14 protein-coding genes are annotated in these 12,843 nt (G+C 72.9%); 4 read left to right on the top strand and 10 right to left on the bottom strand.

Going from position 1 to position 12,843, the window contains the following annotated elements; genetic code table 11:
- Positions 1 to 35: 35 nt before the first annotated feature.
- Both nrdG and nrdD read right to left on the bottom strand, forming a co-directional pair.
- Positions 36 to 608 (bottom strand): anaerobic ribonucleoside-triphosphate reductase activating protein, encoded by a 573-nt coding sequence (gene nrdG, locus ACFRCR_RS11025; protein WP_377677505.1) that lies wholly within the window; start codon positions 606 to 608, stop codon positions 36 to 38.
- 7 nt (positions 609 to 615) lie between these two features.
- The gene (nrdD, locus tag ACFRCR_RS11030; protein ID WP_377677506.1) at positions 616 to 2,880 is read right to left on the bottom strand and encodes an anaerobic ribonucleoside-triphosphate reductase; all 2,265 of its coding nucleotides are present in this window, start codon (positions 2,878 to 2,880) and stop codon (positions 616 to 618) included.
- Between the two features lie 257 nt (positions 2,881 to 3,137).
- Between nrdD and ACFRCR_RS11035 the strand changes: the two genes are divergently transcribed.
- Together ACFRCR_RS11035 and ACFRCR_RS11040 are read left to right on the top strand one after the other, a co-directional pair.
- A complete protein-coding gene (locus tag ACFRCR_RS11035) occupies positions 3,138 to 3,545 on the top strand; it encodes a hypothetical protein (RefSeq protein WP_377677508.1) in 408 nt (135 codons plus the stop codon).
- A gap of 82 nt (positions 3,546 to 3,627) precedes the next feature.
- Positions 3,628 to 4,221: a DUF664 domain-containing protein gene (locus ACFRCR_RS11040; RefSeq protein ID WP_377677509.1), complete on the top strand. Its 594-nt coding sequence runs from the start codon at positions 3,628 to 3,630 to the stop codon at positions 4,219 to 4,221.
- Between the two features lie 2 nt (positions 4,222 to 4,223).
- Here the strand turns inward: ACFRCR_RS11040 and ACFRCR_RS11045 are convergent, their stop codons facing one another.
- From ACFRCR_RS11045 to ACFRCR_RS11075, 7 genes are all read right to left on the bottom strand, one after another.
- Positions 4,224 to 4,814 (bottom strand): DUF1349 domain-containing protein, encoded by a 591-nt coding sequence (locus tag ACFRCR_RS11045; RefSeq protein ID WP_377677511.1) that lies wholly within the window; start codon positions 4,812 to 4,814, stop codon positions 4,224 to 4,226.
- A gap of 159 nt (positions 4,815 to 4,973) precedes the next feature.
- Complete coding sequence (locus ACFRCR_RS11050) at positions 4,974 to 5,369, bottom strand: DUF2255 family protein (protein WP_377677513.1); 396 nt, start codon at positions 5,367 to 5,369, stop codon at positions 4,974 to 4,976.
- A 166-nt stretch (positions 5,370 to 5,535) separates the two neighbouring features.
- Positions 5,536 to 6,216, bottom strand: a complete 681-nt coding sequence (locus ACFRCR_RS11055) for a response regulator (RefSeq protein ID WP_377677515.1) — start codon at positions 6,214 to 6,216, stop codon at positions 5,536 to 5,538.
- 55 nt (positions 6,217 to 6,271) lie between these two features.
- Positions 6,272 to 7,549 (bottom strand): sensor histidine kinase, encoded by a 1,278-nt coding sequence (locus tag ACFRCR_RS11060; protein WP_377677517.1) that lies wholly within the window; start codon positions 7,547 to 7,549, stop codon positions 6,272 to 6,274.
- Between the two features lie 52 nt (positions 7,550 to 7,601).
- Positions 7,602 to 8,684, bottom strand: a complete 1,083-nt coding sequence (locus ACFRCR_RS11065) for a D-alanine--D-alanine ligase (protein WP_377677518.1) — start codon at positions 8,682 to 8,684, stop codon at positions 7,602 to 7,604.
- Entirely contained in the window at positions 8,684 to 9,847 is a 1,164-nt protein-coding gene (gene alr / locus ACFRCR_RS11070) for an alanine racemase (protein WP_377677520.1), read from the bottom strand. Before alr ends, ACFRCR_RS11065 begins: the two co-directional genes overlap by 1 nt.
- Positions 9,844 to 10,485 (bottom strand): M15 family metallopeptidase, encoded by a 642-nt coding sequence (locus tag ACFRCR_RS11075; RefSeq protein ID WP_377677522.1) that lies wholly within the window; start codon positions 10,483 to 10,485, stop codon positions 9,844 to 9,846. Before ACFRCR_RS11075 ends, alr begins: the two co-directional genes overlap by 4 nt.
- Positions 10,486 to 10,658: 173 nt before the next feature.
- Here ACFRCR_RS11075 and ACFRCR_RS11080 point away from each other — a divergent pair, with 173 nt between their 5' ends.
- Positions 10,659 to 11,321 (top strand): DinB family protein, encoded by a 663-nt coding sequence (locus ACFRCR_RS11080; RefSeq protein ID WP_377677524.1) that lies wholly within the window; start codon positions 10,659 to 10,661, stop codon positions 11,319 to 11,321.
- 83 nt (positions 11,322 to 11,404) lie between these two features.
- Here the strand turns inward: ACFRCR_RS11080 and ACFRCR_RS11085 are convergent, their stop codons facing one another.
- Complete coding sequence (locus ACFRCR_RS11085; protein WP_377677526.1) at positions 11,405 to 12,232, bottom strand: DUF4184 family protein; 828 nt, start codon at positions 12,230 to 12,232, stop codon at positions 11,405 to 11,407.
- Positions 12,233 to 12,540: 308 nt separating this feature from the next.
- On the opposite strand from ACFRCR_RS11085, the gene ACFRCR_RS11090 reads away from it, so the two are divergent.
- On the top strand, positions 12,541 to 12,747 hold the full coding sequence (locus ACFRCR_RS11090; RefSeq protein WP_377677528.1) for a hypothetical protein: 207 nt from the start codon (positions 12,541 to 12,543) through the stop codon (positions 12,745 to 12,747).
- The last annotated feature ends 96 nt before the right edge of the window (positions 12,748 to 12,843 follow it).

The following is a 12,843-nucleotide window of genomic DNA, read 5'->3' on the forward strand; positions in this document are numbered from 1 at the left end:
CCTTTGCACGAAAGGTGCGAGCCGCCATCGGGCCGTCACGCGGACCGGGCCTCGCGCGCCGCCGTCCACGGGACCGCGCGACCCGCGGCGAGCGAGGCCGGGACCGACAGGACGCGCTGGTTCGTGCTCCCGCGGAACGGGAGCGTGAGGTCGCGGCGCGCGATCTCGAACCGGCCGTCGACCAGGACGTCGAGCTCGGTGAGCAGTGCCTGCTTGTCGCCCGACCCCGCGAGGAGCTCCTCGAACGTGTAGCCGGTCCAGCACCACACGTCCTTGCTCCGGCCGTGCTGCGCGCGCAGGCGCCGCACGAGGCGCAGGCACACGCCCGTGTTGAGGAACGGCTCGCCGCCGAGCAGGGACAGGCCCTGCACGGACTCGTGCGCGAGGTCCGCGAGGATCCGCTCCTCGAGCTCGTCGGTGTACGGGGCGCCGTAGCGAAAGCTCCACGTCGCCTCGTTGAAGCAGCCCTCGCACGCGAACAGGCACCCGCTCACGTACAGGCTGCAGCGCACGCCCTCGCCGTCGACGAAGACGTACGGCTTGTAGTCCGCGACGTGACCCTGGCTGAACCGCTCGGCGAGCCACTCGGGCTGCGGGTCCCGCGACACGACGTCCTCAGGCTTCCGCGGGGCCGGCGCCGACCGCGGTGCTCGCGGACCCGGCTTCGTCGAGGGCGCCCAGGCTCACGGCCCCCGCCATGTGCTTGACGCGCGAGGAGATCTCGACGTGCCGCCCGTGCACCATGGGGCGCTGCTGCGGGTTGCCGAGGTACCCGCACGTGCGCTTGACGACGTCGCACGTGCGCGGGTCCGTGTTGCCGCAGCCCGGGCACGCGAAGCCGCGCGCCGTCGGCGCGAAGTCGCCCGCGTACCCGCACGCGTAGCACCGGTCGATCGGGGTGTTCGTGCCGAGGTACCCCACCCGGTCGTAGGCGTAGTCCCACACGGCCTCGAGCGCCTTCGGGTTCTGCTGGAGCACCGGGTACTCGCAGTAGTGGATGAACCCGCCCGAGGCGTACTGCGGGTAGTCCATCTCGAAGTCGAGCTTCTCGAACGGCGTCGGGTCCTTGCGCACGTCGTAGTGGAAGCTGTTCGTGTAGTACTCCTTGTCGGTGATGTCGGCCACCACCCCGAACTTCTCCCGGTCGAGCCGCGCGAACCGGTCCGTGAGGCTCTCGCTCGGCGTCGAGTAGACGCTGAACTGGTAGCCGTGCTCGGCCGTCCATGCGGACGTGTGCTCCTTGAGCGTCCGCAGCACGCGCAGCGTCATCTCCTTGGCCTCGGGGTCGGCCTCCCAGGCGCCGCCGAAGAACGCGGCCGCGACCTCGTACAGCCCGATGTACCCGAGCGAGACGGTCGCGCGCCCGTCGCGGAACAGCTGGTCGACGTCGTCGTCGGGGGCCAGGCGCTCGCCGAACGCGCCGTGCACGTACAGGATCGGGGCGTTGCCGGGGACGGCCTCCTTGCAACGCTCGACGCGGTAGACGAGCGCGTCGCGCACGGTCACGAGCCGCTCAGCCAGGATGTCCCAGAACGCCTCCTGGCTGCCCTGGGCCTCCAGGGCGATGCGGGGCAGGTTGAGCGTCACGACGCCGAGGTTCATGCGGCCCTCGACGACGTCGTTGCCCTCCTGGTCCGACCAGCCCTGGAGGAACGAGCGGCAGCCCATGGGCATCTTGAAGCTACCGGTGAGCTCGACGATCTTGTCGTAGCTCAGCACGTCGGGGTACATGCGCTTGGTCGCGCACTCCACGGCGAGCTCCTTGATGTCGTAGTTCTCGTCGCCCGGCTCCAGGTTGACCCCGCGGCGCAGCGTGTAGATGAGCTTGGGGAAGATCGCGGTGCGGCCCTCCGCGCCCAGGCCCTTGATGCGGATCTGCAGGATCGCGCGCTGGATCTCGCGCTCGAGCCAGCCTGTGCCCAGCCCGAAGCCGACCGACGTGAACGGCGTCTGCCCGTTGGACGTGAACAGTGTGTTGATCTCGTACTCGAGGCTCTGCATCGCGTCGTAGATGTCCTTGGCCGTCTTGGCCCGCGCGTACGCGTCGTGCGTCGAGGAGTCGGGGAGCCAGTGCTCGGCCTCGACGAGGTGCTTGGCGTAGTTGAGCTCGGCGTACGGGGCAAGGAGCTCGTCGATCCGGTTGACCGAGCAGCCGCCGTACTGGCTCGAGGCGACGTTCGCGATGATCTGCGTGATCTGCGCGGCCGCGGTCTGGATCGAGCGGGGCGGCTCGACCTGCGCGTTGCCGATGCGGAACCCCTCGGACAGCATCGTCCGGAAGTCGATCAGGCAGCAGTTCGTCATGGGCGCGTACGGGTGGTAGTCGAGGTCGTGGTAGTGGATGTCACCCTTCTGGTGGGCGTTCGCGACGTGCGGGGGCAGCATGCGCAGACCGATCGCCTTGCCGACCGCCCCGGCCGTCAGGTCGCGCTGGGTGTTGAAGACGTCCGAGTCCTTGTTGGCGTTCTCGTTGACGACCGCCGAGTCCTTGCTGATCAGGCCCACGATCGAGTGGTTGAGGTCGGTCGACCGGCTGCGCGCGAAGTCCCGCTGGACGCGGTAGTCGATGTAGGCGCGCGCCACCTCGTACTCGCGCGACTCGAGCAGCTCGTGCTCGACCACGGCCTGGATCTCGTAGATCTGCACGACGCTCGCGAAGCGCACCGAGATCTCCGCGACCACCCGGTCGAGCACCGCGTCGAGAGCGCGCTCGTGGAACGGCGTCGCGGCCCCGTGGACCTCCTCATAGGCCTTCCTGAGCGCGGCGTGGATCCGGGAGTCGTCGAACGCGAGCGCTCGACCGTCACGCTTGAGCACCGTGAGGCCGCTCGTCGACCCCGACGTGACGTCCTCGCCCTGCTCGACCCCGACCAGGCCCATGCGACCACAACCTCTCTGAGTGACGCTCGGGGCCTGCCTGGACGGGCAGCCCGGGGCGTCGATGAAGACTAGATGTAGTAGCAATTACACCCGTCTGATCCCACATGTAGTGGCCAATCTCGGGCGCGTCGGGACCTTCCTCCCTGAGGTCGGGACGTTGGTCACCGGTTCAGGGGACCTTGGGGAACGGTGTGTCGCGGCTCGTCCTCGGGGAGGTGGCCGGTCGCGACGGTCCGTCGGAGGTGGACCGTGGTGAAGTGCTGGCACCTGTGACCGCCCGACCGCTCGACCAGCCCTACCGGACGGCGCGCACCGTCGCGGACTTCACCAACGCGCTGGGGGCCGTGCGCTCCAGGATCGTGGCCGCCGCCGCAGAGGCCGGACGCAACCCGGCCACCGTACGGCTGCTGGCGGTCAGCAAGACCGTGCCCGAGGACCGGATCCGCCAGGCCGTCGCCGCGGGGCTCGTCCGCCGGGGCGAGAACAAGGTGCAGGAGGCCCGGCGGAAGTCCGAGAACCTCGCGGACCTCGACGTCGAGTGGGCGGTCATCGGGCACCTGCAGACGAACAAGGCCAAGGACGTCGCCGCCTTCGCCACGGAGTTCCAGGCCCTCGACTCGCTCCGCCTCGCGCAGGCGCTCGACCGGCGGCTCCAGACGCCCTGACGGACCGATCTCACGCACTGCGGGCGTTCGGTGGCCTGCCTACAGTGAGAACCACCGGTCGGCACCCCCGCGGGAGGGACTCATGGACGAGGCAGCGGACGAGCACGACCTGATCGAGCCGCCCGCCGCGGGCGACGAGGTGGCGACCCTCGTCGGTTCGCTCGAGCGCCAGCGAGCCACGTTCGCGTGGAAGGTCGGCGGTCTCGACGCGGACGGGCTGGCGGTACGCGTCGCGGCGTCGGCGATCACGCTCGGCGGGCTCCTCAAGCACCTCGCGTTCACCGAGGAGCTGTGGTTCTCGACCAAGCTCCACGGGCGCCCTCCCGGGGAACCCTGGGACACGGTCGACTGGGACCGCGACCCGCAGTGGCCGTGGACCTCGGCCGCGCAGGACTCGCCGGGAGACCTGTACGACCTGTGGCGCGCCGCCGTCGTCCGCTCGCGCGCCGAGATCGACGAGGCGCTCGCGGACGGCGGCCTGGACCGCCGTCTCGTCTGGCAGCCCGAGGCCGGGGAGGACGGGGAACGGTCGAGCCTGCGCAGGGTCCTGGTCGACCTGATCGAGGAGTACGCCCGGCACGTGGGGCACGCCGACCTGATCCGTGAGTCGATCGACGGCCTGGTCGGTGAGGACCCGTCGGGGGTCCCCGCGGTGTACCCGGTGCGCGAGCGCTGAGGTCAGCTCCCGTCGCGCAGGTCGCGGGGCGCGGTGTCGTCGAGCACGATCCGGTCGAAGACCGCGGTGCACGTCGTACCCAGGGGAGCCTGTGCCAGGAAGCCCACCTGGACCGGAAGGTCGGAGTAGAGGCGGAAGAGGCGGACGAACTCCCAGGTCTCGCCGTCGCGCGAGGCGTGGAACGCCCAGGCGGGGCCGGTCCGCACGACCCGCAGGTGCACGCTCTCGTCGTCGACGTCCCAGGAGTTGCAGTCGTCGGTGTACTCGTTCGTGACGGTCGAGACGACCATGGCCCGGCCGTTCGGCGCCTGCTCGAAGCAGAGCTTGGCCCAGTGCGCGTCGTCGGCCCACAGGACCAGGGCGCCCGCGTCGAACGTCGTGCGCTCGGTCGTCACCCGGACCCGGGCGGACAGCGCGAGCTCGGCCGGTGCGTCGAACACCAGCGCCGGGGCCGCGTGCTGGGGCGGTGCGCCCAGGGCATCGTTGGTCCAGTCGGTGCCGGCAGGAGCGGTCAGGGTCACCGCGTCGTCGGCGATCTGACCTGCGCCTTCGTGGGACGACCAGTGCAGCGGGGGGAGGGAGATCTTCGTCACGCCGACACCCTACCCACGTTCGTCCCCGAGTGTGGAAGCGCTCCCGCGTGGCGCGTGGCGCCGTCGGGCGCACTGCCGTCCCGGGGGCGGTGGGGCGGTCGGACCCGGTCGTCGGACGCCGACGCTCCCGTCGCGTGAGCGCGTGCCCTCAGCAGCACGTCAGGACGGGCGCGGGTCGAGCCGGAACGTCGCCGCGGCGCCTGCCGCCCCGGTCACGGAGCCGACGATCGCCGGCCCGTAGCGGTCGTACTTCGCGTGATAGGCCGCGTCGACCGCCGGGTGCACCGAGCCGTCGGGCTCGACGAACACGACGTCCTTCTCGACGCCGCCCGCGCGGACCCGGCCTCGAGGGTCGGCCAGGGCGCGACGGAACCAGCCGTTCTCCCGGCCGTAGGCAGACCGGACGTAGAGGTCGTCGCCGACCCGCACGACCCAGATGGTCACGAACGGTCGCAGGCTTCCGTCGGCGCGCAGCGAGGAGACGTGGAGCTCCTCGGCCCGGCCGACCCGCTCCAGCTCGTCGTCGGTCCAGGCGGTCGTCGGCGATGCGGTCATGGCGCGCGCTCCTCGGTGGTCGGTGCGTCCGATCGGTGGGACCGGTCTGGCGGAAGCGGTCCCGCGGACCGCGTCCTGTCCGAACGTACGCCGGACCGCTACGTCGCGGGAGGTTCTCCTGGTACCCCGCACGCCTGGTACGCGCGGTCGGAGGACGAGCCGCCGGTCAGCGGTCGGCGTCGACGAGCCGGTGTTCGTGCGCGTAGACGACCACCTGCACGCGGTCGCGCAGGTCGAGCTTGCGCAGGATCGCGCCGACGTGCGTCTTGACGGTCGACTCGCTCACGAACAACCGTGCCCCGATCTCGGCGTTCGACATCCCCGTGGCGACGAGCGAGAGGACCCTGCGCTCCTTGGTCGTGAGCGACCCGACCTCCCCAGGGACCGGGGAGACGGCGCGGAACCTGCCGTCGAGGAGCGTCGTCAGGTCCTGCGGGGCCATGACGGCGTTGCCGGCGTGCACCGTGCGGACGCAGTGGGCGAGCTGCTCGGGGCTCGAGTCCTTGAGGAGGAACCCGCTCGCACCGTAGCGGATCGCGGTCGCGGCCCGGTCGTCGAGGTCGAAGGTCGTCAGGACGACGACCCGGACCGGTCGCGTCCGACCCGCGGCCCGCGTCGGAGCGAAGATCTGCCGGGTGGCCTCCACGCCGTCGAGCACGGGCATGCGGAGGTCCATGAGCACCACGTCCGGCACCAGCTCGTCGACCAGACGGACGGCCTCCCGGCCGTCCGCCGCCGACCCGACCACCCGGATGCCGGGCTGGGCGTCGAGGATCACCCCGACGCCCTGCCGGAAGAGCTCCTGGTCGTCGACGAGCAGTACCCGGACGTCCTCGGCGGTGGTCATGCGGCTCCTCGGGGGTGGTGGTGCGGTGGGCCGTGCGGTCTGCGGCGGCCCGTCCTCAGGACAGGGGCAGGTACGCGCTCGCCGTGAACGTCGCGCCGCCGTCCGGCAGGGGGGCGGTGCGGACCGACAGGTGACCGCCGAACGGTTCGAGCCGCTGACGCAGCCCGGCGATCCCGCGTCCTCCGACGCCGCGCTCGGTCTCGGGGGATACGGCGTTCGCCACCTCGACGAGCAGGTACGTCGTCCGACCTGCGGGGCCGGTCCGTGCGGTGTGTGACGGCTCACCGCACCACGACCGGCGGACCGAGACGGCGCGGTCCCGGCAGCCGTGCTTGAGCGCGTTCGTCAGCATCTCCTGGAGCACCCGGAACGCGACCGTCTGCTCCTCGAAGGTCAGGTCGCGCGGCTCGCCCGACTCGGCGTCCTCGACCTGGACGCCCGCGGTGCGGACGTCGTCGATCAGGGACTGCAGGCTCCCCTGCGGGAGCAACCCGGCGGGGGTGGGCGTCCCGGTCGAGCCGAGCACGGCCCGGACGTCGCGCAACGACTGCCGTGCGGAGGCCGCGATGCTCGCCATGGCCCGCTTGGCGGCGTCGGGATCGTCGTCGGCGAGGTACTGGGCGGACTCGGCCTGGGCGAGGATCACGGCGAGCGAGTGCCCGACGACGTCGTGGACGTCGCGTGCCAGCCGGGCGTTCCCGGCCTGGAGGCGCGCGATCTCCGTCGCCGCCGCGCGCTCCTCCCGGGCCTCGTCGAGGGCCGCGAGAGCCGCCTGCTCGTCCTGTCGGGACAGGCTCGTGCGCTCACGGCCCCGGAGCACCAGGCCGAGGAACCAGGGCAGCAGGAAGTACGCGAGCGACCCGAATCCGACCAGCGCCGGACCGACGAGGTGCCCGCCCCCCGAGGACAGCAGGATCGTCACGAGGTCGCTCGAGACGTACACGCCGTCGCTGCCGAGGTACATGAACGCGAGGACCGGGGCGAACGGGAGCGCGACACCGCTGAGCCACAGGACCGCCGTCGACCCGTACCGCGACGTCCCGAAGGCGACGAGGGGAGCGGTGAGCTGGACGGCGAGGAGCGCAGCCCCGGTCGTGACCTGGAACAGGCCGGTCACGAGGACCAGACCGAGCGCGAGCCCCGGGGCCCGGCGGAAGAGCGCGCACGCCAGAGCCGTCGTCAGGACGACCGCGGCGCCCGCGACGAGGCGCGCGTCGGTCATCCGCGCGTCCCGGGCGACCTCGACGAACCCTGCGACGACGACGAGCAGGGCGACGGTCGGGGCCAGCCAGGTGGCTGCGACGCGAGGCGTCACGGAGTGGGTCGGGCTCACTCCCGGATGCTCCCACGCCCGACCGGCCCGGACGGACGACCGTCGGCGACCATCAGGCGGCGAGCCCTCTCCTCGGGACCGGTCCGGCGGCCGACGCCGAGGCCGCGAGCACGAGCCCCTCGACCAAGTCCTCGTAGCGCGTCCCCAGCGCGGCGAACATCTTCGGCACCTGGGACGTCGCGGTCATCCCCGGCATCGTGTTGACCTCGTTGAGGACCAGTCCGTGCACGGGGGACAGGAAGAAGTCGAAGCGGGCGACACCGTGACAGCCGAGCGCGTCGAACAGTGCGAGCGCCGCGTCGCGCAGAGCCGTCTGCTCGGCCGGTGAGACCGGGGCGGGCAGCAGGAACGTCGGGTCGCCGTCGTACTTCTCGGCCGTGTCGAACACTCCGCCGGTCGCGACCACGATCTCGAGGGGCGGCCCCACGACCCGCGCACCGTCGGCGCTCTCGAGGACCGCGACGTCGATCTCGCGCCCGACCACGAAGTCCTCGACCAGGACCCGGTCGTCGAGCAGGCCCGCACGGTCCACGGACTCGCGCAGCTCGGCGTCGTCGCGTGCGACCGCGACACCGTGGCTCGACCCCGCCGCCACGGGCTTGACCACGACGGGGAACGCCCGGACCGTCGGGAGCGGCGACCGCGCGTCCACCAGCGTCCCCTCGGCGACGGCGATGCCGAGCGCCTGCGCCACGAGCTTGGTGGCCCACTTGTCCATGGCCAGCGCCCCACCGCGCACGCCCGACCCGACGTACGGGATCCCCGCGAGGTCGAGCAGGCCGGCGAGGGTGCCGTCCTCGCCCCGAGGGCCGTGGACGGCGGGAAAGGCGACGTCGCACCCGCTGAGGATCCCGACGGCGGCCGTGAGGCTCACGCCGACGCCGTCCCCGAGCGGCCCGTGCGCGTCGGACCACCGCCCGTCCCGGCCGATCGTCAGCCGTACGACGTCGACGTCGCGCGCCACGAGCGCGTCACCGATCGACGCCGCGGTCGCCAGGGAGACGTCGTGCTCACAGCTCTGTCCGCCGCCGATCACGGCGACGCGCAGCCGCGCGCCCGTCCCGGTTCCGTCAGGCCCGCTCGCGGCGTGCCCGACCTCGCGGGTCTCGCGGGTCTCGTGGGAAGCGGTCCCCATCAGTGGTCCTCCTCGACGTGGCGGCGGTCGACGCGCGGGCCGATGCCTGTGACGATCTCGTGCTCGATGGTGCCCGCCCAGTGCGCCCACTCGTGGGTCGTGGGCTCCCCGCCGCTGCCGGGTCCGAGGACGACGGCGGTGTCCCCGGCGACCACGGGAAGGGTCCCGACGTCGACCACCACCTGGTCCATCGAGACGAGGCCGACGACGGGGCAGCGCCGCCCGTGCAGCAGCACCGACGCACGTCCTGACGTGATCCGGGGGATGCCGTCGGCGTACCCCACGGGCAGCAGCGCGAGCCGCGTCGCGCGGGGGAGCACGTGCGCGTCGCCGTACCCGACGCGCTGCCCGGCGCGGGCCTCGCGCACCGCGACGACGGGGGCGAGCAGGGTCAGTGCGGGTCGCAGCGGCGCCCCCGAACCGGCGGGGTCGATGCCGACCAGGCCCGCCCCCACCCGGCACAGGTCGAGCCGCGCAAGGGGTTCGGTCAGCGCGGCGGCCGTGCCGCCCAGGTGCCTGACGGTCGGACGCAGGTCGGCCGCGCGGGCGACCCGCGTCGCTCGGTCGAACCGGTCGAGGTCGCGCGTCGTCGTCGGGTGCCCAGGGCGGTCGGCGCACCCGAGGTGACCCATGAGGCCGTGCACGACGACCTCCCGGGCCTCCTCGGCCGTGCGCGCCTCGGTGCACAGGCGACCCCAGGAGTCCTGCCCGGCCCCGTCGCGCGACATGCCGATGTCGACGTGCAGGTGGATCGTCGCGGGGACGCCCGTCCGTCGCGCGGCCGCGCGGATCGCCTCGAGGTGGTCGAGACTCGGGACGGCGAGGTCGACCCGGGCGTGCAGCGCGGGGCGGAAGTCGGTCGCCGGGGCATTGAGCCAGCTCAGGACCGGGACGTCGATGCCCGCACGTCGCAGCGCGACCGCCTCGGTGACCGAGGTGACGCCGAGCGCGCTCGCGCCACCGGCGAGCGCGGCCCGGGCCAGGGCAACCGCCCCGTGCCCGTAGCCGTCGGCCTTCACGACCGCCAGGAGGGGTCTGCCCGTGAGCCGGGCGATCGTGCGGGCGTTCGCCCGCAGGGCCGCGAGGTCGACGAGCGCGGTCGGGCGGCTCACGACGGTCGCCCGCTGAGCGCCGGCGCGTCGGGGCAGGAGGTCGGTGCTCATGCTGCGGCCGCCGACCGCTCCACGGGCCCGTAGAGGGCGTGCGGTGCACCCGTGACGAGCGCCCAGTACCGGTCCCCGTAGCTCCAGTGCCACCACTCGGTCGGGTAGTTGACCAGCCCGGCCTGGGTCAGGGCGCGGGCGAGGAGGTCGCGGTACGCCCGCGCCTGCGGTGCGATGCCCGGGGCTGCGAAGTAGCAGGTGCCGCCGCTCTCCTCGGGCGTCGCGTCGAGCGGGCAGCCCATGTCGACCTCCCGGCCCCGGGCATCGACCAGGGTCAGGTCCACCGCGGCCCCCGCCACGTGGGGTGCCACGTCGAGCGGTGCGACGTAGCGCGTCGAGAGCTCCACGATCTCCCACGGTGCGAGGTCCGGTCGGCGGGCACGCAGCGACGACGTGTACCGAGCGATGATCTCGGCCTGCGACCGCACGGGACGGTAGCCCTCGGACAGCGAGAGGCGCAGCCCGTCGGGGAGCGTGCGCTGCGCGGCGAGGAGCCGGTCGGCGAGACCTGCCCGCACGTGCCGCGCCGCGGTGCTCGCGGGGCCGTCGATCCAGGTGAGCTCGACGAGCGGGTCGCCGTCGTCCTGGAGCGGGACGAGTCGGACCTGCGGGTCGCCGATCAGCGTGGGGTTGGGCATGGCACGACGCTAGGTCGCGGTCCACGGCTCCGGCCTCCACCTGAGGTACCGGTCGTCGGTCCGTGGGGTCCGTCCAGGGTCCCCCCACGGGGTGACACCAGGGCGTAGGTCGTGCTCCCACGCCTCCTGCACGTGCCGTTGCGGTGCCGACGGTGCCGCGCGAGACTCGGTCGATGGCGAGCTCGCGCACCACGACGACCGACGACAAGGCCGTCCTGCACCGGTATCTCCAGGCGGCGCGCGACGCGTTGCTCTGGAAGGTCGAGGGGCTCGACGAGCGCGCGGCCCGCTGGCCCTGGACACCCACGGGGACGAACCTGCTCGGACTCGTCAAGCACGCCGCCGGGATCGAGGTCGGCTATCTCGGTCAGACGTTCGGTCGTGAGTGGCCCAGCCCGGACGAGATGCCCTGGATCGCCGACGACGCCGAGGACGACGCCGACATGTGGGCCACCGTGGACGAGCCGGTCGACGCGGTCGTCGACCTCTACCGCCGGGTCTGGGCCTTCGCCGACGAGACGATCGCGACGCGTGACCTCGACGCGACCGGGTGGGTCCCCTGGTGGCCCGCCGAGCGCGCCGACGTCACTCTCCTCCAGGTCATGGCCCACGTCACGGGCGACCTGGCACGCCATGCCGGCCACGCGGACGTCCTGCGTGAGCTGACCGACGGGAGCGCGGGGCTCAGGGCCGACAACGACAACCTGACGCCCCGCTCGGCAGCCGCCTGGTCCCGGCACGTCGACCGGCTGCGCACGGTCGCGGACGAGGCCCAGCGGCGCTCGGAAGCGCCTGGCGGCGCCCATCGTCCCCACGGCGCGGGGCCGCGCGCCTGACCGACCCCGCGCAGGCCCACGGGGTGCAGACCAGCGGGGGAGGGGGCCCGACGACGTCGCGTGCGTGACGCCGTCGGGCCTGGTCAGCGCCGGGGCGGGACGCCTGCCGTGACCCGGGCGGAGGACGGACGGCGGTCCCGGTGCCGGGAGGTCGTCAGGACGGCGGCCCAGACGACGAGGCCGATCCCCGCGCCGAGCACGGGGTACGTCGCGGCCAGGCGCGCGAGGGAGAAGACGGTCACGGCGTGGTCGGTCGCGACGAGGCGTACGACCGCCCCGACCATCCCGACCGCCGCCCCCGCGCACACGGCGAGCACCGCGGAGCGCAGGTGCTGCGGCTGGGCGACCTGCTCGGCGCGTCGCCACCAGCGCACCGTGAGGACCGCGATCGTCACGAAGCCGACGAGCGAGCTCCCGTGCTGGAGGTACTTGTAGGCCGTCACGCCCGCGAGGGGCGTGCGCAGGACGTCCCACGTCTGGACCGCGGTGCCGCGCAGGTGCGTGAAGTCGTCCCAGAGGATGTGCGTGAGCGTGCCCGCCACGGCGAGCCCGACGGCGGCCCCCGTGACCGCGAGCGGGTGGGCCCTCCGTGTCGATCTACCGGGCATCGGTGCGGACCGGCGGGGGAGCGCGGCCAGGAACGGTCCGCGGACGACGAGCACCCACAGCGCGGTGAACGCGAGCGCGAGGGCGAGGTCCACGGTCACGGCGCCCATCAGGCGGTGCGTGGGACGGGCCAGCTCGTCGGTGCCGGGGACCAGGACGTCGAGGAAGAGCGGGGCGTCGGGCACCATCGCGCCGACCGTGAAGGCGGGCACGGCCCAGAGGAGCAGGTCCGGGGGGAGCGCACGCCGGGCACGGCGACCGGCGAGGGGGAGGGACACCAGGGCGTGGACGGGGGTGTACGGCACGCGGCACATCATGGCAGCGGGCCAGGAGGGGCGGGAAGGCCGCCCATGCCCGAATGGCTCCGAGGAAGGGTCGGACATCTCACACTTTTCGGGCTGACGTTCCTTGGTGGGAAAATAGTGTGCCAAGCGGATACCTCTGGCCCTCACTGCCCGCGTACCCGACTCACCGACCAGCAGGGAAGGGCCGAGGCTCACCCCGACCGGCGGCGCCGGCGACCTCCCTCCCGTGGAAGGAGGCCCGCGACGGCGGTAGTTTCGCTGGGGCGGGGCACGAGTCTCGCGACCGACCTGGTGCGAAGGAGACGAGCATGGGAATCGACGACGCCAAGGAGAAGGCGGCCGCCACCGGCGACGAGGCCAAGGAGGGACTGGGGGGACTGGTCGACAAGGCCAAGGGCTTCCTGACCGACGACAAGATCGACGAGGTCGCCGACAAGATCAAGGGATTCACGCCGGACTCGGTCGACGGGCACGTCGACGCACTGGCCGAGAAGGCCAAGGAAGCGAACGACTGATCGGGCGCGGTAAGCACGCGACCGGCCGAGGTCGGTAACATCGAGGGGCGCCGCCGGCGGGGGGCGCCCCGTACACAGCCCCGGAGAGCCGCCACG

This window comes from Oerskovia sp. NPDC056781 (assembly GCF_042789955.1).
Classification (GTDB): Bacteria; Actinomycetota; Actinomycetes; order Actinomycetales; family Cellulomonadaceae; genus Oerskovia; species Oerskovia rustica.